Genomic DNA, 19,114 nt, shown 5'->3' with positions numbered 1-19,114 from the left:
GGTGCCGCAGGCGCCTACTGCCCGAGTTCCGTTCGCAGCCGCTCGTTCTCCGCCGCGAGCTCCGCGTTCGTCGCCTCGAGATCGAGGATCTGCCGGATACCTGTGAGATTGACGCCGGCCTCGACCAGTTCCGACACCCGCGACAGCCGGTAGATGTCGTCCTCGCTGTAGCGGCGTGTGCCGCCACCGGTGCGGGACGGGTTGATCAGCCCACGCCGCTCGTACAGCCGCAGAGTCTGCGGACCGATTCCGGTCAGTTCCGAGGTGACCGAAATTCCGTAGACTCCGCGGGTCGAGCGGGGCGGAGACTGTTGCGTCATCGTGGCCTTCATATCGCGTCGAGTTCGGTCGCGTGGGAACGCGTACGCGGGCAGTTCACCCGGGCCGTCGAGAAGTTCCGGGCCTCGTCTGCGTACCGTCCGCGAGCTTGTGCTGACAACTCACCGTAGCACCGACCCTGCATCGAATGTGCGGCGGTGGACGAAGATTCCCTGTGCCGCAGGTTACGGGGAAACGGCGGCGGGAATCACACCTCGCTCGGCGGGCTCAGCTCTCCCAACTCCATGTCCGCCTCGATCCGGTTGCCGGTGCGGTCCAGTTCCGCGATCGCCCGGTCGAAGGCGTCCACCAACCACTCGCACTCGACCGACACGAGCTCCTCGGCGCCGCCGTCCGCCACCGCCTGGAAGAACCGCACGGTCCAGCGCTCGACGGACGCGTGATCGTCCGAGAGCCCGTCTACCTCGTGATTCGTCGCCAACAGGAAGCGGTTGTACTCGAAATCCACGCGGATCGCGTAGCCGGCGCCCGTATTGACCACGTTCGCCGGACGATGCGTCGCGGCAGCGAGCGCGGTGAGCGCGTCGGCGTAGTGGTCGGCGTGTTCGCGGGTACGTGGCACTGGTGTCACCTCTGTCGGAAAGACCACCGCAGGGAATGCGGCGGTAGGGCGCGACGAGCCGCGGCAGGAAGCCCGCTCGATCACATCCCTGCAACGAACGTTACGCGTCCTCCCTTCCCCCGCGGCGCACGAGCCGCCACAAATTTCACGGATCCGACACACGCCACCAATCGCCTCTCACCTGCACGGAAGATCCGATCCACGCTCGGTTTCAATTAATCTGCTTTGACGGACACAGATTTTGTTGTACGGTTCAGAGGTCAAAGCTTCCAGATGCAAGCGAAGAAGAGTGAGACGGAGATGTCAGACCAGGCCGCGTCAGCGGCGGACGGATGCACTCCCCCCACCGGTCTTCCGAACCTGGGCAGCGAGCCGAGAGGCCTCGCCCCGCACCGGGTGGGCCGTGTCAGAAGAAAGGATGACCACACGTGAGTGCACACCGCTCGGCCGCCGCAGGCCGCGCCTCGGCGACCTGGTCGCTGAGCACCGAAGAGCTCAAGCGCCGCCTCGACGGCATGTTCGCCGACGTCCACCGCCCGGAGGACGCACCCGAACTCAGCGCCGCCTGACGGCCCCAGACGCGATCGACAGTCCACGAAGAATCACGAGGAGCATTCGATGACCGGAATCAGCCCGAACCTCGCACCCCTGGCCGACACCTGGGAATGGCAGCAGCACGGCCGCTGCCAGGGCATGGACGAGTCGATCTTCTTTCCCCCGACCGGCGAGCGTGGCAACGCCCGCATGATGCGTGAGCGGCGCGCGAAGGCAATCTGCGCGACCTGCCCCGTCATGAAGAAGTGCCTCGAGCACTCCCTCGCCCTCCCCGAACCCTTCGGCGTGTGGGGCGGCATGGGCGAATCCGAGCGGGCGATCGCCCTGCGCGGACGCCGCGTCCGGCACCGCCCCGCGGCCTGACCGCCACCAAATCTCTCCCCTACCGAAAGACCTCTCCCCCACCGGAGAGACCGCTCCCCTACCGAAAGCGCAAGGTACACAACATGATCACTCTCGGCATCATCCTGCTCGTCATCGGCCTGCTCATCAAGATCCCGATCCTGTGGACGCTGGGCATCATCGCGCTCGTGGTCGGTGCGGTGCTGCTGATCCTGGGTGCCGCAGGACGCGCGGTCGGTGGTCGCAAACACTGGTACTGATCCGCAGACGCGAGTGGCCCCGGGCAGCATGCCCGGGGCCACTCGTCTGTCGGTACTACTACAACTACTACTGCTTCTTCTTGCTCGTGCCCGCCAGGCCGCGCCACGCGAGATTCTCGAGCAGGTCGACGGCAGCATCGACGTCGATCTCACCACCGGCCACCCGGTCCGCGACGGCCTCGCCGGCCCCGACCAGCGCTACCGCCATGATCGAGAAGTCGGTACCCGGCTCGGGATCCTTGGTGCTCGACTCCAGTAACTTCGCCGTCAGTTCGATCAACCGGTCACGGCTGCTGCTGACCTGCGACGCGAACGTCTGCTGCCCGATCGCCTGCCGGTACAGCACCATCCACGAGCGCCGGTTCGCGTCGACGAACCCGAGAAAACCGGCCAGCGCGGCACGCAACTGCTCGCGCGGGGGAAGGTTGGGGTCGCCCGCAGGCGAGATGGCCTCGACGAACCGCACGCCCTCCCGGTGGATGCACGCCGCGAACAGTTCGTCCTTGGACCCGTAGTACAGGTAGAGCATCGGCTTCGAGATGTTCGCCCGGGCGGCGATCGCATCCATCGAGGCGTCGTGGAAACCGTTGTCGGAGAAGACCTCGATGGCGGCGTCCAGCATCTGCTGCTCACGCACAGCCCTCGGCAGCCGCTTGGTGCCTCCAGCCATCATTCCTCCAACCACAGGTAAGAGATGCCATCTTACTCTACGGTAAGAAGATCAACGGTCACTTCATTGTGACCCAGGCGATCCTCAGCAGCTCACAGCGCCCTTCGCGCGCGCCACCGTCAGCACCGACTCGTCCACCTGCGACTGCGGCAACCGTCCCTTCGCGACCGCGTCCTCGAGATGGTCCAGCACCCGCGGCACGTCGTCGGTCGTGAGCCACAGCGCCGACGTCACGCCGGACTTCAGGGCCTGCTCCACCGCGTCGGCGATGTCGAACCGATCGGTGATCGCCTTCATCCCGCTCAGGTCGTCGGTGAAGATCACCCCTTCGAACGGGGGCGCGTCGTAGCCCGTCCCCTTCCGGAGCAGGTCGACGGCCTGCGGGCTCAGGCTCGCCGGCAGCCCGTCGGTGGTGAGACCGGGAACGCTGAGATGACCCAACATCACGCCGACCTCGGTGTCGACCAGGTTCCGGAACGGCACGAGGTCAGTCTTCTGCAACTGGTCGAGCGGCGGCGTGGTGACGGCGCCGGTGTGCGAATCACCGGACGCCGATCCGTGGCCCGGGAAGTGCTTGATGACCGGCAGGATCCCGGCGTCGCGCATGCCACGGGCGTACGCGTCGGCGTACCGGGTGACCACCTCCGGATCGTCCGAGAACGATCGGTCGCCGATCACCGAGTCGTCCGGCTGGCTGCTCACGTCGACGTCGGGGGCGAAGTTGACGGTGATCCCGACACTGCGCAGCTTGCGGCCGCGCTCGAGTGCCATCTCGTAGGCCTGGTCCGTCGTCATGGTGCGCGCGACCTCCCGCGCCGACGGGTCCGGCCCGAACAGCTGGTCGACGCGGGACACCCGGCCGCCCTCCTCGTCGATGGTCACCATGAGCGGCACCGCGCTGGCTTCCGCGACCTGCGCGGCCTCCCCGTTCGCGAGCATCGACTCGTCGGTCCAGCTGCCGATGAAGATGCCACCGATGCCCTCGGACTTCACGACGTCGAGGGCGTCCGCGGTACCCGTGACGCCCACCGTGAGCAGCTGCGCCAGCTTCTGCCGCTCCGTGAGCGACTTCAGGAAACCGGGTCCGCACACCGCGGAGCCGAACGGTCCCGGAGCCGCCGCCTGCGAGGTGGTCGACGTCGACGACGCCGCTGATTCGGACGTCGACGGCTGGGACGTCGCGGTGGTGTCGGTCCCGTTCCCGGACGAGCACCCGGCCGCGAGACCGGCGCACAGGACGAGGGCGAACGCATGTCGGATTCGCATGGTTCCGACCGTAGTCGACATCGATCCGAGCGGTTTCCGAGCCGGACACCCCGGGTAATGGCAAGGTAATCTTCAAGAACGGAAGCCGAAGGCCGCCCCGGGCGGCCGACCCCGATTCCAGGAGGTCACAGTGCCTGCAGATCTCATGCTCATCGCTTACGACGGCTCCGACAACGCCAAGCGTGCGATCCAGCACGCCGGCCGATTCCTGGCCGCAAACCGCGCCGTGGTGGTCACCGCGTGGGAACCCATGGTCCGGCAGGCGGCTCGGATGTCCGGACTGTCCGGGGTCATGCAGCCCGAATGGGTGCCCGACGAGCAGTCCGAGGACGTCGCCCTCATCGATGCCCGCACCACCAACGACGAGGGTGTGGACCTTGCGCTGGCCGCCGGACTCAACGCCGAGGGCCGCTGCTGCGAGTCGTCGACCGCCATCTGGGCCGCGATCGTCGAATGCGCCGACGAACTGGACGCCGACATCATCGTGACCGGCACCCGGGGCACCACGGGGCTGCGGTCGCTGCTGCAGAGCAGCGTCGCCGACCACGTCCTGCGGCACAGTCACCGGCCGGTGCTGATCGTTCCGCCGGGCAAGTAGAGGCGCGAACCTGAGGGCGGCCGTCCACGGTGCCACGACTATCGTCGGCAACATCATGGACGGCTTCCTGCTCTCGCGTTCCGATCGGACTCTCCGCACCGCCGGGACGCGGGACCGCTACGACACCGTCGCCGCCGCGGCCGCAGCGCTCGCCGACGGTCGCGTCGAGCTGGTGGTGGGCGCGCTGCCGTTCGATCCGTCCGCACCCACCGCGCTCACGGCGCCCGCGACCGCGGCGTGGACCGACGGGCCATGGCGCCCGGACACCGTCGCACCGCTGCCGCGCGTGACGATCGCCGGCGAGGTTCCGAGCCCGGCCGAACACGTCGCCCGTGTGCGCCGACTGGTCGACCGGCTGCGCGGCGGCGAGTTCGACAAGGTGGTGGCGGCGCGGGCCGTGCGGCTGACGGCCGACGCACCGATCGATCCCGAGGCGCTCGCGGCGCGCATGATCCGCCGCCACGAGACGGCCAACGGGTTCGCCGTGGACCTCACGGCGTCGGGCGAGGGCTACCGCGGCCACACCCTCGTCGGCGCCAGCCCGGAAATCCTGCTCGGTCGCCGCGGCGACGTCGTCACGTGCCGTCCGCTCGCGGGATCGGCGCCGCGCCGCGCCGACTCGGACGCCGACCAGGCGGAGGGCGCGGAACTGCTGGCGTCGGCGAAGAACCTCGCCGAACACGCGTACGTCGTCGAGTGGATCCGCGAGGTGCTCGCCCCGCTGTGCGCCGAACTGGATGTGCCGGCCGCCCCCGAACTGACCCGCACCGGCGAACTGTGGCACCTGGCGAGCCCGATCCGCGGTCGACTGCTCGACGGTTCGGTGTCCTCGCTCGAGCTCGCGCGGCGCCTGCACCCCACGCCCGCGGTGTGCGGCACCCCCACCGACCGGGCGTTGGACGCGATCCGCGACGTCGAGGGCGACCGCCGCTTCTACGGCGGGGCCGTCGGCTGGTGTGACGGCGCCGGCGACGGCGACTGGGTGGTCGCGATCCGGTGCGCCGAGATCGACGCGGACGGCACGTCGGCGCTGGCGTGGGCCGGGGGCGGGATCGTCGCGGCGTCGGATCCCGACACCGAACTCGCCGAGACCACTACGAAACTCGGCACCCTGCTCGGGGCGCTCGGCGTGGACGCCCACGCCGCCGCCCCCGCAGGTGATACCTTGACCCGGACATCACGTACGCACGAGTAGGACTCGCGTACCCGGCGGCTTGACCATGGGAGATCCGAGATGGCGAAGTTCCTTGTCCCCGGCGTTGCCAGCGCTGTGATCGGTGCAGTGGTCGGCGCCGGTGCCGTTCTCGGCGTCACCGCGGCCGCGCAGGACAACACGCTCCCGGACATCGACCGCTCCGGCAACGCGAACTCGTCGATCCTCAACCAGGTTGAGTACGGCAGCCGCTGAGCCCGCAGGCATCGCGCGTTCCCGCACGTCCCCCTCGTCCGGCGGTCCCGTCGACGGGGGGCTTTCCGTCGAACCCTCGACCCAACCACTGACCCGGCGCTGGCTGTACGGCGCCGGGTTCGTCGCGTTGGTCCTGAGCCTGCTGCAGTCGCCGGGCCTGGTCGTCGCCGACACCAAATACGACCTCACCGAGAACCCGATCGGATTCCTCACCCGAGCCGCCCACCAGTGGAGCAGCATCGCGCCGCTCGGCCAGGTGCAGAACCAGGCCTACGGCTACTTCTTCCCGCACGGGCTGTTCTTCGCGGCCGGTGAGTTCCTGCACGTCCCGCCGTGGATCACGCAACGCGTGTGGTGGGCGCTACTGATCGTCGCCGGATTCTGGGGCGTCATCCGCGTCGCCGAGGCCCTCGGCATCGGCAGCCGCTCGTCCCGGATCGTCGCGGCCGTCGCGTTCGCGTTGTCGCCGCGTGTGCTCACCACGATCGGTTCCATCTCGTCGGAGTCGCTGCCGATGATGCTGGCGCCGTGGGTGCTGTTGCCGGTGATCCTGGCGACTTCGTCGCCCGTGCGCCTTTCCGGTGGGCCGAGCTACCAAAAAGGCGCACGGGTGCTCGCCGCCCAGTCCGCCCTCGCCGTCGCCCTCATGGGCGCGGTCAACGCCGTCGCCACGGCAGCGGCCTGCCTCGTCGCGGGCCTGTGGTGGATCGCGCACCGCCCCAACCGGCGCTGGTGGGTGTTCACCGCGTGGTGGATCCCGTCGCTGCTGCTCGCGACACTGTGGTGGATCGTCCCGCTGCTGCTCCTCGGCCGGGTGAGCCCGCCGTTCCTCGACTACATCGAATCCTCCGGCGTCACCACGCAGTGGACGTCGCTGACCGAGGTGCTGCGCGGAACTGACAGCTGGACGCCGTTCGTCTCCCCCGAGCGCGTCGCCGGCACGGTTCTGGTGACGCAGCCCGTCGCGGTCGTCGCCACCGGCCTGATCGCCGCGGCCGGCCTGGCCGGGCTGTGCATGCGCCGGATGCCGGCGAAGGGTCGGCTGACGCTGATCCTGCTGGTCGGCATCGCCGGGCTCGGCGCCGGCTACATCGGCGAACTCGGGTCCCCGATCGCCGACCAGGTCCGCGCGTTCCTCGACGGCACCGGCGCGCCGCTGCGCAACGTGCACAAGCTCGAGCCGCTGGTCCGGCTTCCGCTGGTCCTGGGGCTGGCGCACCTGCTCGCGAAGGTGCCGCTGCCCGGGTCGGTGCCCGTCCGCCGCTGGCGCAGCGCGTTCGCGCATCCCGAACGTGAACCGCTGGTCGCGGTGACGACGCTGATCCTCGTCGCGCTCACGCTCACGACGTCACTCGCGTGGTCCGGCCGGCTCGCCCCGCGCGGCGCGTACGACGAGGTGCCGGCGTACTGGCACGAGGCGGCGCAGTGGCTCGAGGACAACGCCGCCGGATCCGGGTCGGGCGCGGACGCCGAACGCGCACTGGTGGTGCCCGGCGCCCCGTTCGGCGCGCAGGTGTGGGGCCTGACGCGCGACGAGCCGCTGCAGGCGCTCGCCTCCACACCGTGGGCGGTGCGCGACGCCGTCCCGCTCGTGCCGCCCGGTGCCATCCGGGCGCTCGACTCGGTGCAGCGCATCATCTCCGACGGCCGACCGTCCGCGGGCCTCGCCGACACCCTGCTCGGTCAGGGCATCCGCTACGTCGTCGTGCGCAACGACCTGGACCCCGACACGTCCCGGTCGACGCGTCCACTGCTGGTCCACCAGACGGTCGACGGCTCACCCGGCCTCGAGAAGGTGGCCGAGTTCGGCGAGGAGATCGTCCCGGACACCGTCGACGACGTCGTGATCGACAGCGACCTGCGCCCCGGTTACCCGGCCGTCGAGATCTACCGCGTCACCTCACCCGACGGCGCGACCCCGGCCGCCGGTCCGTACGCCGTCGACCTGGACCGGGTGCCCGTCGTGCAGGGCGGCTCCGAGTCGCTGCTGCGCCTGGCCGAGAACGGCACCGTGACCGGGCCGGCCCTGCTCGCGTCGGATGCGGCCCGCGCCGGCATCGACGCCACGTCGGTGACGGTCACCGACACCCCGACGAACCGTGAGACGGACTTCGGTCAGGTCGACAATCACAGCTCCGCGCTGCGCGGCCCCGACGACGAGCGCCGCACCTACAACGCGGTTCCCGACTACCCCGTCCCCGGCGCCGCGCTGGTGGAGGGCGAGTGGTCCGGTGCGACGCTCAGCGTGTCGAGCGCCGCCTCCGACGCCACACAGCTCGGCGGGACCGCCCCCGGCAGCGGGCCCGCCGCGACCGTCGACGGCGACCCGGCCACGGCGTGGCTGAGCAACGGCCTCGAGACCGCGCGCGGGCAGTGGCTGCGCCTCGACTTCGACACCCCGATCACCCGCGGCATGCTGCACCTGACCACGAGCCCCGCCGCGTTCGGTCCGCCGGTGAAGTGGATCCGCGTGGAGACCCCGAACGGCTCGACGTCGGTCCGCGTCGACGAACCCGGAAAACCCGTCGACGTGTCGCTGCCGTCGGGCACGACGCCGTGGCTGCGGATCCTCGCCACCCACACCGAGGACGGCTCCCCCGGCTACCAGTTCGGCATCAGCGAGATCTCCGTCGACGACTACTCCACCGGCACCGCGCTGCCCGTGCCGATCGTCCACCGCACCGTGCTGCCGGCGACGCCCGCCGGTGCGCAGGTCCGCGGCTGGGACCTGGGGCAGGAACTGCCGGGACGTGCGGGCTGCGCCGACGGTCCGGACCGCGTGCACTGCAGCGGCTCGCTGGTGCTGCCCCCCGAGGAACCCGGCACGTTCACCCGCACCCTGTCGGTGCCCGAATCGACCTCCGTCACACCGCAACTGACGCTGCGGCCACGTCCGGGCGCCGCGCTGGAGGGCCTCGTCACCGACCCGGCTGCGGTGTCCGCGACCGGCGCCGCCGACGGCGTCGAACTGCGTGGCACGGCCGCCGCGGCCGTCGACGGGGACGTCGCGACGTCGTGGACGGCGCCCACCGACAGCGCTCAACGCAAGGGCGGGTTGCCGACGCTGACGATCCGGTTGCCGCAGCCGACGCTGGTGACCGGACTGCAGCTCACCCCGAGCCCCGGCAGCCTGCCCGCCGCCCCCAGCCGAGTCGCGGTCAACCTCGGCAACGGCCCGCAGACCCGCGACCTCGACACCGAAGGCGCTGCCCCACAGACCGTTCCGCTCGATCCGCACGTCACCGACACGATCGTGCTGAGCCTCGTGCAGTGGGACGACGTCCTCGACCGCACCGCGCTCGGGTTCCTGCAACGTCAGCCCGCCGGACTGTCCGAGGTGGCCGTGCTCGGCGACGGCGGCCGACCCGTCCCGGGGACCGCCACCGCCACCACGGACCGCACCGTCACCGTCGGCTGCGACATCGGCCCCACGATCTCCGTCGGCGGCACCGTCGTCCGGACGTCGGTGACCGCGACCGCGCGCCAACTGGCGTCGGGGCAGCCGGTGACCGCGACCGTCTGCGACCCCGCGCCGGTGCCGCTGCCCACCGGCCGCCAGGACGTCGTGGTCGCGCCCGGGCCGGCGTTCACGGTCGACAACCTGCGCCTCGATGCGGCGCCCGCCCCCGCCGCCGCCCCGGTGTCGTCGCCGGCCGTCGGCCGCTGGACCGAGAACCTGCGCGAACTCGACGTCGCGGCGTCCGGCGCCGATCAGCTGCTGGTGGTTCCCGAGAGCACCAACATCGGCTGGGTGGCGACCGCGCCCGACGGCACCGAACTGCAACCCGTCGTCGTGGGCGGCTGGCAGCAGGGCTGGATCGTGCCCGCCGGCACCGACGGCGTCGTGACGCTGACCTTCCCGTCGGACCGCTGGTACCGCGCGGGCATCGCGTTCGGGCTGCTGCTGTTGATCCCGCTCGCGCTGCTGGCGCTGGTACCGCGCCGACGCAACCGCGAACCCGAGCCGGAGGGATCGGCGGCACCTCCGCGCCCGTGGCACAGCGTCGTCGCGGCGGCCCTCGGGGTGACAGCAGTGGCGACGGTCGTGGCGGGACCCGTCGGAACAGGTGTCACGCTGCTCGTCGCCGCGACCGCGTTCGGACTGGCGAGGTGGCGCGGTGACGCGTTCGCCGCCCGCTTCCTCGTCGGGACCGCCGGGGTGTCACTGGTGATCGCGTCGGTACTGCTGTCGACCGGGCCGTGGCGCGCCGCCGACGGCTACGTCGGGCATTCGTTCCTGATTCAGCTGTTCGCGCTGATCGGCGTCGTCTGTGTCGGCGTCTCGGCACTACCGCTGCGGCGTTCGCCGATGTGGCGGCGCTTCTCCCAGCGTTTGACGGCGCGGCGGGCCGGTTCCTCGACGAGCGCGTAGCTGGCCGACGCCACCGCGATGCTGAGCACGCTCGTGACGGCGAGGACGAACCAGAAGTTGCCGTTGAACGGGACGATGCCGAACATCGGGAACACGATCGTCAGCACCGCGAGATGCCAGATGAACAGGCCGTACGACCACCGTCCGACGGCCAGCGCCACCGGGCTCGCCAGGATCCGGTGCCGGTGCCCGGCGAGAACCAGCGGCGCCAGCAACGCGAAACTCATGACCGCGCCGAGGGCGATCTTCGTGGCGTACTGCCACGGCTCGGCGCGGACCAGTCCCTCGGGCCCGGCCAGCCACGTCGTCGACAACCCGAAGGCCACGACCGCGATCACCGCCATCCATACCCGCCGCTCGGCCAGGCGGTGCACCCACGTCCCGCCCACCATCGCCAGTTCGGCGAGCAACATGCCGGCAGCGAACCACGGGATGTAGCCGGGCAGCCAGTTGTCGTGGTGGATGCCGTCCGGGGCGGGGACAGGCAGGAAAGCCCACGTGAGGCTGACGATCGCCGCGGCCAGCAGCACCGGCACCCGGAACCGGGCGCTGTCGCCGCGCAACTTCACCAGTGCCAGCGCGAGGATCGGCAGCACCAGGTAGAAGGCCACCTCGACCGACAGACTCCACATCTGCGTCAGGCCCTCGGTGAGGGTGAGCGGCACGAACACCTGCAGCAACGCCAGGTTCGACATCCACACCTTCCAGCCGCCGCCGGCCGCGGGCAGGAACGCCAGCACCAGTACAACCAGCACCCAGTAGGCCGGCAGGATGCGCGCGGCGCGGTTGAGCCAGTACCGGGCGACGGTCGGCGGACGCCCGAGACCACGGGCCGCGGCCGCGTGCGGACGCCACAGCAGGAAGCCGGACAGTGCGAAGAACACCGCGACCGCCAGATCGAACCGCCCCCAGATCCGGCCGATCACGGCGTCGCCGGTGGCGCCGGTCTGGAACGCCACGTGTGTCACCAGGACGCCGAAGGCGGCGAAGCCGCGCATCCCCTCGAGCGCCGGGACGAACGCCCTCGGATTGCCGACGGGGGCGGGCGTGGCGAGGTGTTCGCTGTTCATCGTCGTCAAGTGTGCCCGGGTCGTTGCGGAACCGAAAGAGCGACGTGAACGATCCGGAACTCCGGTGCTGACGCAAATGGGACAACGAGACTGTTAGTGTCTGGGCTCACGTGGTGTCACGAAACGTCAGGCACCGTGCGACCCGTGCAGCGGGCACGCTGCCGGTGGGGGTATCTCAATTCAAGAACATTGAGTTAGGAGACAGCATGGCCGAGCGCTCAGGCCCGAGCCGGATACTTGCGTGCATTCTGGTGGGCCTCGGGACCTTCCTGCTCGCCGTGGCGGTCCTCATTCCCACGTACACCGTCGACAAGCTGAAGAAGACGCCGCTGGACCTCGAGGTCACCACCGTCGCCACCGGCAACGGCGACGTGCTCGACTCCAAGGCGCTGCTCGCGGGCAAGGCCGAGGTCAACACCAACGTGCCGATCGTCGCGCAGCGGTACGTGATCACCGAGCAGCCGTCCGACGCCGACGTCATCTCGCTGCAGGCCGGGCAGACGCTGATCCGCACCGACAAGCAGGGCGAGAGCGGCCTGCTCACCGCGACGGTGGACCGGTTGACCGCTGACCGTGTCAGCTCGATGCCGGTGGAGCCGCCCGTCGGCACCATCCAGACGTCGTCGACCGAGCCCGCCGAAGAGGTGTCGCACACCGGCCTGCAGTACAAGTGGCCGTTCGACGCGGAGAAGAAGAGCTACCCCTACTTCGACCTGAACTCGCGCACCACGCAGGACATCAATTTCGTTGAGGAAACCGAGATCAACGGAATGAAGGTGTACCACTACAACCAGGTGATCGAGCCCGTCGACCTGTCCAAGGTCGTCCCGTCGGCGCCCACCAACAAGCTGACGCTGCCCGCCAAGACGTGGGGCGTGCCCGGCGACGACCAGCCGGTCACGATGATCCGCTGGTACGCCAACGAGCGCGACGTCTGGGTCGACCCGATCACCGGCGTCGTCATCAAGGGCCAGGAGAAGCTGTACCAGTACTACGCCCGCGACAAGGCCAAGCCCGAGGTGACGGTCCTCAAGGCGACCCTCCCGTTCGACGAGAACACCATCGAGTACCAGATCGGCCAGGCCAAGGACGGCCAGGACAAGCTGTCGCTGTTCGGGCGCACCCTGCCGATCGTCGCCGGCATCCTCGGCGTCATCGCGCTGATCGCCGGCATCTTCCTCGGCCTGCGCGGCGGCCGCGGCAACAAGGGCGCGACCGCCGGTGGCCCGGCGAACCCGCCCGCCGGATCCGCCGGCAACGACTGGACCACCGACAAGACCGAGGAATTCCCCACGGTCAACATGGACAAGGGCGGCTTCACCGAACCGCCCCGCCAGCAGTAGTCGGCTGACAGACCACGAACCCCCGCACGGATCACCGTGCGGGGGTTCGTCGTTCCCGGCTCCGTCCTCGCGCTTTGCGCACTTATCGCCGGATCCTGGGCCCACCCCTCGCGTTTTGCGCACTTATCGCGCGGGGAGGGACCTCCGCGGCGCGCTTTGCGCACTTATCGCAGGATCCGGGGCCCCTTTCCCGCGCTTTGCGCACTTATCGCGCGACGTCGGCGGCACGGGCACTGCGCACCGCCAGCACCGCGGCCGTCGCGGCGGTCACCGTGGCCACGCACATCGCGGCGGTGACGAACGCGCGGACCGTGTCGGCGACGGTGAAGAACAGCACCACCTCGACGGCGAGGCCCACCCACGCGACGATCGCGAGTTGCGTGCGCTCGCCCGCGATCGCGGACAACAGCGCGCCCTGCAGGACCGCGAGGGCGGCCCCGTTCCACGCGAACATCCACAGGATGCCTTGGACGGGCGTGTACACCTCGCCGAACAGGACCGGCGCGAGCGGAGCCGCCAGGGCAGCTCCGACGACGAGGACGACGCCGAGCGCCACCAGCACACCGAGTGCCGACCGGACGGCCGCGGCCGAGTGTTCCGGGTTCGCCATCTTGGGATAGAGCACGACGCCTATCGCCTGCGGAAGCCAGAACGCGGCCTTGGTCGCGACGGCCCCCGCCGCGTAGAGACCGGCGTCGTGGGAGTCGAGCACCATGCGGGCGACGACGAGATCCACCGACGTCAGCGCGATGAGCGCCAGCTGCACCTGCGACGCCCGCAGGACCGTCGCGACCCCGATCGCCGTGGCGTCCGCCCGCGCGCCGGTAGCGGACGCTCGTCGGCTCGCGATCAGGTGCGCCACGAACGCCATCGACCCGGTGCCGGCCGCGCCCGCGAGCAGCGTCGGGCCCGGCCCGCCGCCGACCGCCAGCACCGCCACGGAGGGTGCCACCTTGACGATCCCCGCACCGGCCAGCACGACGCTCAGTTCCGCGAAGCGGCCGGCGCCCTGGAGGATCCCCTGTTCGGTGCCGAGCAACACCAGCAGCGGCGCGGCGACGAGGGCCGATGCCGTCGCGGCGAGGCTCGTGTCGAGCGCCCACGACATGATCGGGACGAGCACCAGCGCGATCACGCCGACGATCGCCGCGCAGCGGTAGCCCAGCGCCCGTAGGACCGGAACCGGCTTGCCGTGCACCACTTCCCGGGCCACGACGGTCTGCAACGCCAGCGCCGGCACCGCGAGCACCAACTGGGCGGCGAGCAGGGCCGCGAACTCGCCGTAGCCCGCCGGGCCGAGCCACCGCACCGCGGGCAGCGCGAGCAGGTAGGCGGCGATGTTCGCCGTCATCGATCCGACGGTCACCATCGTCATACCGGCGACCGTGGAGCCGGTGAGCGATTGGCGTGGCATCCGCTCATGATGCACCACGTAAGGTGCCGCTCATGACGCCACGGCACCCGAGTCTCGCGCGCGCCGTCCCGTCGCTGTACAGCCTGGTGTTGGCCGTGCTGATCCTCGGACCGCTCCTCGGCCCCGGCTATCTGCTGCTGCGCGACGCAGTGAGCACGCCGCGGTCGTACGTCACCGATTCGGCGCTGGGGCTCGCCGACGCCGCTGCCCGCGCGGTGCCGCAGGACTGGTTGATCGCGGTGCTCAGCTCCGTCGTCGACGGCGGTGTCGTGGTGAAGGCGATCCTGGTCGCGGCGCTGTGGCTGGCCGGGTGGGGCGCGGCCCGCATGGTGGCGGTGCTGTTGCCCGGTGTCGGGCTGGGGCCGCAGTTGGTGGCGTCGACGGTGATGCTCTGGAATCCGTACGTGGCCGAACGTCTGCTGCAGGGTCATTGGAGTCTGTTCACCGGATACGCGGCGTTGCCGTGGGTGGTGTGCGCGGCCGTCGCGATTCGGCGGGGACGCCCGGGCGGGTGGGCGGCGCTGACGCTGTGCCTCGCCGCGGCGGGTCTGACGCCGACCGGCGCGATCCTCGCGGCCGTCCTGGCAGCTGCGCTACTCGTGCGCCTTTCTGGTAGCTGGGACTACCGAAAAGGCGCACGGGCAGCCTGCTGCCTCCTCGCCCTTTTCCTGGCCGCGTCGGCGCCGTGGCTGGCGGCGACCGTCCTGTCCGGGGGCGGCGGGACGTCGGATCCCGCCGGGGTCGCAGCATTCGCGGCCCGTGCCGAACCAGGACTGGGCACGATCGGCAGCCTCGCGGGACTGGGCGGGGTGTGGAACTCGACCGCGGTGCCCGGCTCACGGACGTCGCTGTGGGCGCTCGCCGGGACGGCACTGCTGCTCGTCGTCGTCGCGTGCGGGCTGCCCGCGCTGTGGCGCCGACGCCGCCACCCGGTGATCGGTACGCTCGCGGTCCTCGCCGGGCTCGCGGTGCTGCTGCCGGCGCTCGGCGCGACCGGGTGGGGACTGTCGGTCGGCGAGTGGGCCGTGGTGCACGTGCCCGGTGCGGGACTGCTGCGCGACAGCCAGAAGTGGGTGGCCCTCGCCGCGCCGCTGTACGCACTGGCCGCGGCGGCCGGGGTCCGGGCGTTGTCGAAGCGAGTGTCCGTGCCGGGTGCGGTTCCCGTCGCGGCGATCGCCGCGGTCGTGCTGGCGCTGCCCGATCTGGTGTGGGGTGTCGCCGGCGCGTTGAAGCCCGTGCAGTATCCGCCGGCCTGGCGGCAGGTCGCGCAGCATCTGGAGCTGTCGAAGGAGGCCGGCGACGTCGCGGTGCTGCCCGCCGGTATGTTCCGCAGGTTCCCGTACAGCGGCGATGCGCCCGTCCTGGACCCGGCGCCCCGGATGCTGCCGCGGGACGTGCTGCAGACCGGGCAGCTCGTCGTCGGGCAGGCCGCAACCGTCGGCGGCGAGGGCGCCCGCGCGACCCGTGTCGAGCAGTTTCTGCTCGCGGGCGCCGGCCCGCAGTCGCTCGCCGAGGAAGACGTCCGGTGGGTGTTGGTCGAGCGCACCACCCCGGGCCCACTCGGGGATTCGCAGCGCACCCTGGACCAGCTCGAGCCGATCTTCGCGGACGACGAACTGGCGCTCTACCGGGTCCCGGGGGGCATCCCACCGGATCTCCGGGAAGGTCGCGGCGAGGCCCTAGCGGCCCACCTGCTGTGGGCGGCGCTGCTCGCGGTCGGCGGGCTAGGCGTCCTGCAGGCCCGGCGACGGCGTCGTCGCGGCTTCGACGCCGGAGATCAGCCCCGACACGTGCCGTCCCGCGGCTGACGACGCCAGCACCGCGTACACACCGGACGCGGTCTGCTCCCACGAGAACTCGTTGGCCCGCAGCCGCGCCTTGCGGCCGAGGTCGGCGCGCAGCTCGGCGTCGAGGAGAAGAGACTCGACGGCCGACGCCAGCGCCGGGACGGCGGCGGCCTGGTCGGCGACGGCATCCCCGCCGACCAGCAGCCCGGTCACGCCGTCGATGATCGAATCGGTGAGGCCCTTGGAGCTGCGGTAGCCGACCGTGGGGACGCCGTGCTGCGCAGCCTCGATCACCGCGAGGCCCCACCCTTCCTTGCGGGAGGGCATCACGTGCACCCACGAGCGGGCGAGCAGTTCGTGCTTGCGCGGCTCCGGGACGTGGCCGTGGAAGGTGACGGCGTCGCCGATACCGAGTTCGTGGGCGCGCTCGCGCAGGTTCTGCTCCCACCAGCCGCCGCCGATGACGTCGAGGTGCAGCTCCGGGATGGTGCGGCGCAGTTGCGCGACCGCGGCGAGGGCGTCCTCGATCTGCTTGTGGGGCACCAGCCGCGACAGCACGCACACGCTCGGATGCGGGGTGCGCGTCGCGTCGCCCCCCGGGTCCACCCCGGCCGGGATCGCGTCGGCGCCGTTGCGCACCACGGCGATCCGGTCCCGCTCGACGCCCAGGTCGGTGAGTTCGTCGGCCGACGGCAGCGACACCGTCAGGTACTGACTGTCGCGGTGCACGCGCGGCGACAGCCAGGATTCGATCCACCAGCCCACGTGCCCCATGAGCCGTCCCGCGACGGGCCACTGCTCCCGGTGGCAGTGGTGGACCAGCACCGTGACCGGCGCACCCGCGACCGCACGGGAGAAGAACGGGATGCCGTTCTGGGTGTCGACCACGGCGTCGGGGCGCAGCCCGGCGAGCGGGCCCAGGCCGACGCGTCCGGCGAGGATCGCACCGAGCGCCCGCGGATACACCGTGAGCCGGCCGCCGCCACGCACGATGCGGACACCGTCGACCGTCTCCTCGCGGGGAGCACCGGGATACCCGGCGGTGCGGAGGGTGACCTTGACACCGCGACGGGCGAGACCGGCCCCGACCTCCTCGAGGTACCGCTCGCTGCCGCCGCCCTGGGGATGCCCCGTGTCGCGCCAGCACAGCAGGAGAACCTCTCGCACGTGCGTGCCCCCTCACCGGCTCGGACGGTCGCCTGCGACACACCTTATCGGCTGGACGCGGCGCGCCCTACCGTCAAGTAGCGGAAACCGGCGAACGCGGCGGCGGTATGTCCGATCGTTAAGGTTCCTCCCGTGAACCGTGCCCGATCGCCTCGCGTGACCCGCTACTTCGCCCGCCGCGCCACCCTGAGACGGTCGGTCGGGCTGCTGAGCGATTTCCGGTACGAACAGACCGACCCCGATCTGTTCTACGGCGCGCTCGCGCGTGACTCCGTCGAGCTGATCGGCGACCTGCATCGTGGACTCACCGACACCGACCTCACCGGCACCATCGTCCTCGACGTCGGCGGCGGTCCCGGCTACTTCGCGGACGCGTTCTCCCGTGCGGGGGCGCGCTACGTCCCGGTCGAACCGGACCCGTCGGAGATGCACGCGGCCGGACTGAGCGTCGGCGATTCCATCCGCGGATCCGGCCTGGCGCTGCCGATCCGCTCCGACGCCGTCGACGTGTGCTTCTCGTCGAACGTCGCCGAACACGTCGCGCAACCGTGGGTGATGGCCGAGGAGATGCTGCGGGTGACCAAACCCGGCGGCCTGATGGTGCTGTCGTACACGCTGTGGTGGGGTCCGTTCGGCGGGCACGAGACCGGACCGTGGCACTACCTCGGCGGCGAGTACGCGGCCCGCCGCTACCAGCGCAAACACGGCAAGGAACCGAAGAACCGGTTCGGCGTCTCCCTGTTCGACATCGGCGCGGAGGACGGTCTGCGCTGGGCGAAGGCGCAGACCGGCGGCGACGTCCTCGCCGCGTTCCCCCGCTACCACCCACGCTGGGCGTGGTGGATGGTGAAGATCCCGGTGCTGCGGGAACTACTGGTCAGCAACCTGGTCCTGGTGATCCGAAAGCGCTGACGCCCTCCCCCCACCCCGCGTTTTGCGCACTTATCGCGCTTTTTCCGGGCCTCCGCGGTGCGACAAGTGCGCAAAACGCGGAAGGCAGCGGGGGCGGGGGTGGTTCCTCGTCTCGAAATCCGTCCTCGGACCCTAGTCTCGGAACATGACCGCACTCGCCCTCGACGTCGGCGGCACCAAGATGGCGGCGGCGCTCGTCGGCGCGGACGGCCGCCCGCTCGATACGCGCACCGTCCCGACGCCCGAGTCGGGCGTGTGGGACGCGTGCGCGGCCCTGCTCCGCAAGGTGGCGGGGGGCACCGAGGTGCGCGGCGTCGGAATCGCGTCGGCCGGCCCCGTCGACCTCGCGTCCGGCACCGTCGCGCCCGTCAACATCGGCGAGTGGCGCGACGGCTTCCCGATCGTCGACGCCGTCGGCGCGCTGTTCCCGTCGGCGACCGTGCGCCTCGCGCTGGACGGCGCCGCTGCGGCGCTCGCCGAGCACCGGCAGGGCGCAGGCCGCGGCGTCCCCGACCTGCTCGGTGTCGTGGTGTCGACGGGTGTGGGCGGCGGGCTGATCCGCGGCGGACGAATCGAGAGCGGACGCACCGGCAACGCGGGCCACATCGGGCACATGGTGGTCGCGGGCGGCGAAGAGCTGTGCGGATGTGGCGCCGTGGGATGCCTGGAGACCGTCGCGAGCGGGTCCGCGGCGATGCGGTGGGCGCGCGCCCACGGCTGGACCGGTGCGACAGGGGCCGACCTGGCCGTCGACGCCGAACTGGGCGAACCGACCGCCGCCGCGGCACTCGAGCGGGCCGGCGTCGCGCTGGGGCGGGCGTTCGCGTCGGCGGCCGCACTGCTCGACGTCGACCTCGTCGTGGTGGGCGGCGGCTTCGCACAGTCGGGGCCCGCGCTGTGGCGCCCGATGACTGCGACGGCGGCTGCACACGCGCAGCTGTCGTTCGTGCGCGAACTGCGACTGGTCCCCGCCGAACTCGGCGTTCTGGGCACCCTCACCGGCGCCGGGCTGATCGCGATCGACGCCGTGTGACCGCTCGATCGCACCT

At 71.1% G+C, this 19,114-nt stretch carries 17 protein-coding genes and 1 pseudogene; 11 read left to right on the top strand and 7 right to left on the bottom strand.

Going from position 1 to position 19,114, the window contains the following annotated elements; translation table 11 throughout:
* Positions 1 to 14: 14 nt before the first annotated feature.
* Positions 15 to 320, bottom strand: a complete 306-nt coding sequence (locus PSS76_RS04050; protein ID WP_226347514.1) for a MerR family transcriptional regulator — start codon at positions 318 to 320, stop codon at positions 15 to 17.
* A 206-nt stretch (positions 321 to 526) separates the two neighbouring features.
* A complete protein-coding gene (locus PSS76_RS04045) occupies positions 527 to 901 on the bottom strand; it encodes a hypothetical protein (RefSeq protein WP_022597979.1) in 375 nt (124 codons plus the stop codon).
* Positions 902 to 1,329: 428 nt separating this feature from the next.
* Between PSS76_RS04045 and PSS76_RS04040 the strand changes: the two genes are divergently transcribed.
* The 3 genes from PSS76_RS04040 (at position 1,330) to PSS76_RS04030 (ending at position 2,058) form a co-directional block, all read left to right on the top strand.
* A complete protein-coding gene (locus PSS76_RS04040; RefSeq protein WP_005517584.1) occupies positions 1,330 to 1,470 on the top strand; it encodes a hypothetical protein in 141 nt (46 codons plus the stop codon).
* Positions 1,471 to 1,519: 49 nt separating this feature from the next.
* Positions 1,520 to 1,819: a WhiB family transcriptional regulator gene (locus PSS76_RS04035; RefSeq protein ID WP_005517582.1), complete on the top strand. Its 300-nt coding sequence runs from the start codon at positions 1,520 to 1,522 to the stop codon at positions 1,817 to 1,819.
* Positions 1,820 to 1,902: 83 nt separating this feature from the next.
* Complete coding sequence (locus tag PSS76_RS04030) at positions 1,903 to 2,058, top strand: DUF6131 family protein (protein WP_005517580.1); 156 nt, start codon at positions 1,903 to 1,905, stop codon at positions 2,056 to 2,058.
* Between the two features lie 67 nt (positions 2,059 to 2,125).
* Here the strand turns inward: PSS76_RS04030 and PSS76_RS04025 are convergent, their stop codons facing one another.
* Both PSS76_RS04025 and PSS76_RS04020 read right to left on the bottom strand, forming a co-directional pair.
* On the bottom strand, positions 2,126 to 2,728 hold the full coding sequence (locus PSS76_RS04025) for a TetR/AcrR family transcriptional regulator (protein ID WP_013417232.1): 603 nt from the start codon (positions 2,726 to 2,728) through the stop codon (positions 2,126 to 2,128).
* A gap of 84 nt (positions 2,729 to 2,812) precedes the next feature.
* Positions 2,813 to 3,994 carry a glycoside hydrolase family 3 N-terminal domain-containing protein gene (locus tag PSS76_RS04020; RefSeq protein WP_175274742.1) on the bottom strand — a complete coding sequence of 394 codons (1,182 nt, stop codon included), beginning with the start codon at positions 3,992 to 3,994 and terminating at the stop codon, positions 2,813 to 2,815.
* A gap of 130 nt (positions 3,995 to 4,124) precedes the next feature.
* On the opposite strand from PSS76_RS04020, the gene PSS76_RS04015 reads away from it, so the two are divergent.
* The 4 genes from PSS76_RS04015 (at position 4,125) to PSS76_RS04000 (ending at position 10,372) form a co-directional block, all read left to right on the top strand.
* Positions 4,125 to 4,592, top strand: coding sequence for a universal stress protein (locus PSS76_RS04015; protein ID WP_005517576.1), 468 nt, complete (start codon positions 4,125 to 4,127; stop codon positions 4,590 to 4,592).
* Between the two features lie 55 nt (positions 4,593 to 4,647).
* Positions 4,648 to 5,787, top strand: coding sequence for an isochorismate synthase (locus tag PSS76_RS04010; RefSeq protein ID WP_337455865.1), 1,140 nt, complete (start codon positions 4,648 to 4,650; stop codon positions 5,785 to 5,787).
* Between the two features lie 39 nt (positions 5,788 to 5,826).
* Positions 5,827 to 6,000, top strand: coding sequence for a DUF2613 domain-containing protein (locus tag PSS76_RS04005; protein WP_005517572.1), 174 nt, complete (start codon positions 5,827 to 5,829; stop codon positions 5,998 to 6,000).
* Between the two features lie 88 nt (positions 6,001 to 6,088).
* Positions 6,089 to 10,372, top strand: coding sequence for an alpha-(1->3)-arabinofuranosyltransferase domain-containing protein (locus tag PSS76_RS04000; protein WP_337456138.1), 4,284 nt, complete (start codon positions 6,089 to 6,091; stop codon positions 10,370 to 10,372).
* Between the two features lie 20 nt (positions 10,373 to 10,392).
* Here the strand turns inward: PSS76_RS04000 and PSS76_RS03995 are convergent.
* Positions 10,393 to 11,442, bottom strand: a pseudogene (locus PSS76_RS03995) (acyltransferase family protein); the annotation flags it as partial.
* A gap of 206 nt (positions 11,443 to 11,648) precedes the next feature.
* Between PSS76_RS03995 and pgfA the strand changes: the two are divergent.
* Positions 11,649 to 12,785, top strand: coding sequence for a cell envelope lipid trafficking protein PgfA (gene pgfA, locus PSS76_RS03990; RefSeq protein ID WP_005517564.1), 1,137 nt, complete (start codon positions 11,649 to 11,651; stop codon positions 12,783 to 12,785).
* Between the two features lie 205 nt (positions 12,786 to 12,990).
* Here pgfA and PSS76_RS03985 read toward each other — a convergent pair whose 3' ends face one another.
* Positions 12,991 to 14,199: a polysaccharide biosynthesis protein gene (locus PSS76_RS03985; RefSeq protein WP_106851793.1), complete on the bottom strand. Its 1,209-nt coding sequence runs from the start codon at positions 14,197 to 14,199 to the stop codon at positions 12,991 to 12,993.
* Positions 14,200 to 14,231: 32 nt separating this feature from the next.
* Here PSS76_RS03985 and PSS76_RS03980 point away from each other — a divergent pair, with 32 nt between their 5' ends.
* Positions 14,232 to 16,007, top strand: coding sequence for an MmpA family trehalose lipid delivery protein (locus PSS76_RS03980; RefSeq protein ID WP_337455864.1), 1,776 nt, complete (start codon positions 14,232 to 14,234; stop codon positions 16,005 to 16,007).
* On the opposite strand, the gene PSS76_RS03975 is transcribed toward PSS76_RS03980, so the two are convergent.
* A complete protein-coding gene (locus PSS76_RS03975; RefSeq protein WP_022598000.1) occupies positions 15,924 to 17,153 on the bottom strand; it encodes a glycosyltransferase family 4 protein in 1,230 nt (409 codons plus the stop codon). The two genes, PSS76_RS03980 and PSS76_RS03975, sit on opposite strands and share 84 nt — an antisense overlap.
* A 156-nt stretch (positions 17,154 to 17,309) precedes the next feature.
* Between PSS76_RS03975 and PSS76_RS03970 the strand changes: the two genes are divergently transcribed.
* Together PSS76_RS03970 and PSS76_RS03965 are read left to right on the top strand one after the other, a co-directional pair.
* Positions 17,310 to 18,065 (top strand): class I SAM-dependent methyltransferase, encoded by a 756-nt coding sequence (locus PSS76_RS03970; RefSeq protein ID WP_037085975.1) that lies wholly within the window; start codon positions 17,310 to 17,312, stop codon positions 18,063 to 18,065.
* Positions 18,066 to 18,210: 145 nt separating this feature from the next.
* The gene (locus PSS76_RS03965) at positions 18,211 to 19,098 is read left to right on the top strand and encodes an ROK family protein (RefSeq protein WP_084845897.1); all 888 of its coding nucleotides are present in this window, start codon (positions 18,211 to 18,213) and stop codon (positions 19,096 to 19,098) included.
* The last annotated feature ends 16 nt before the right edge of the window (positions 19,099 to 19,114 follow it).

The sequence above is a fragment of the Prescottella sp. D32 genome (assembly GCF_037287305.1).
Lineage (GTDB): Bacteria > Actinomycetota > Actinomycetes > Mycobacteriales > Mycobacteriaceae > Prescottella > Prescottella equi.
Note: the sequence above shows the minus strand (reverse complement) of the source record. Positions and strands in the feature narration are given on the sequence as shown.

What these genes read in the sequence shown, in the direction of transcription:
- PSS76_RS04050 (WP_226347514.1), bottom strand. Translation starts at nt 320, where the DNA reads ATGACGCAACAGTCTCCGCCCCGCTCGACCCGCGGAGTCTACGGAATT.
- PSS76_RS04035 (WP_005517582.1), top strand. Translation starts at nt 1,520, where the DNA reads ATGACCGGAATCAGCCCGAACCTCGCACCCCTGGCCGACACCTGGGAA.
- PSS76_RS04030 (WP_005517580.1), top strand. Translation starts at nt 1,903, where the DNA reads ATGATCACTCTCGGCATCATCCTGCTCGTCATCGGCCTGCTCATCAAG.
- PSS76_RS04025 (WP_013417232.1), bottom strand. Translation starts at nt 2,728, where the DNA reads ATGGCTGGAGGCACCAAGCGGCTGCCGAGGGCTGTGCGTGAGCAGCAG.
- PSS76_RS04020 (WP_175274742.1), bottom strand. Translation starts at nt 3,994, where the DNA reads ATGCGAATCCGACATGCGTTCGCCCTCGTCCTGTGCGCCGGTCTCGCG.
- PSS76_RS04010 (WP_337455865.1), top strand. Translation starts at nt 4,648, where the DNA reads ATGGACGGCTTCCTGCTCTCGCGTTCCGATCGGACTCTCCGCACCGCC.
- PSS76_RS04005 (WP_005517572.1), top strand. Translation starts at nt 5,827, where the DNA reads ATGGCGAAGTTCCTTGTCCCCGGCGTTGCCAGCGCTGTGATCGGTGCA.
- pgfA (WP_005517564.1), top strand. Translation starts at nt 11,649, where the DNA reads ATGGCCGAGCGCTCAGGCCCGAGCCGGATACTTGCGTGCATTCTGGTG.
- PSS76_RS03985 (WP_106851793.1), bottom strand. Translation starts at nt 14,199, where the DNA reads ATGCCACGCCAATCGCTCACCGGCTCCACGGTCGCCGGTATGACGATG.
- PSS76_RS03980 (WP_337455864.1), top strand. Translation starts at nt 14,232, where the DNA reads ATGACGCCACGGCACCCGAGTCTCGCGCGCGCCGTCCCGTCGCTGTAC.
- PSS76_RS03965 (WP_084845897.1), top strand. Translation starts at nt 18,211, where the DNA reads ATGACCGCACTCGCCCTCGACGTCGGCGGCACCAAGATGGCGGCGGCG.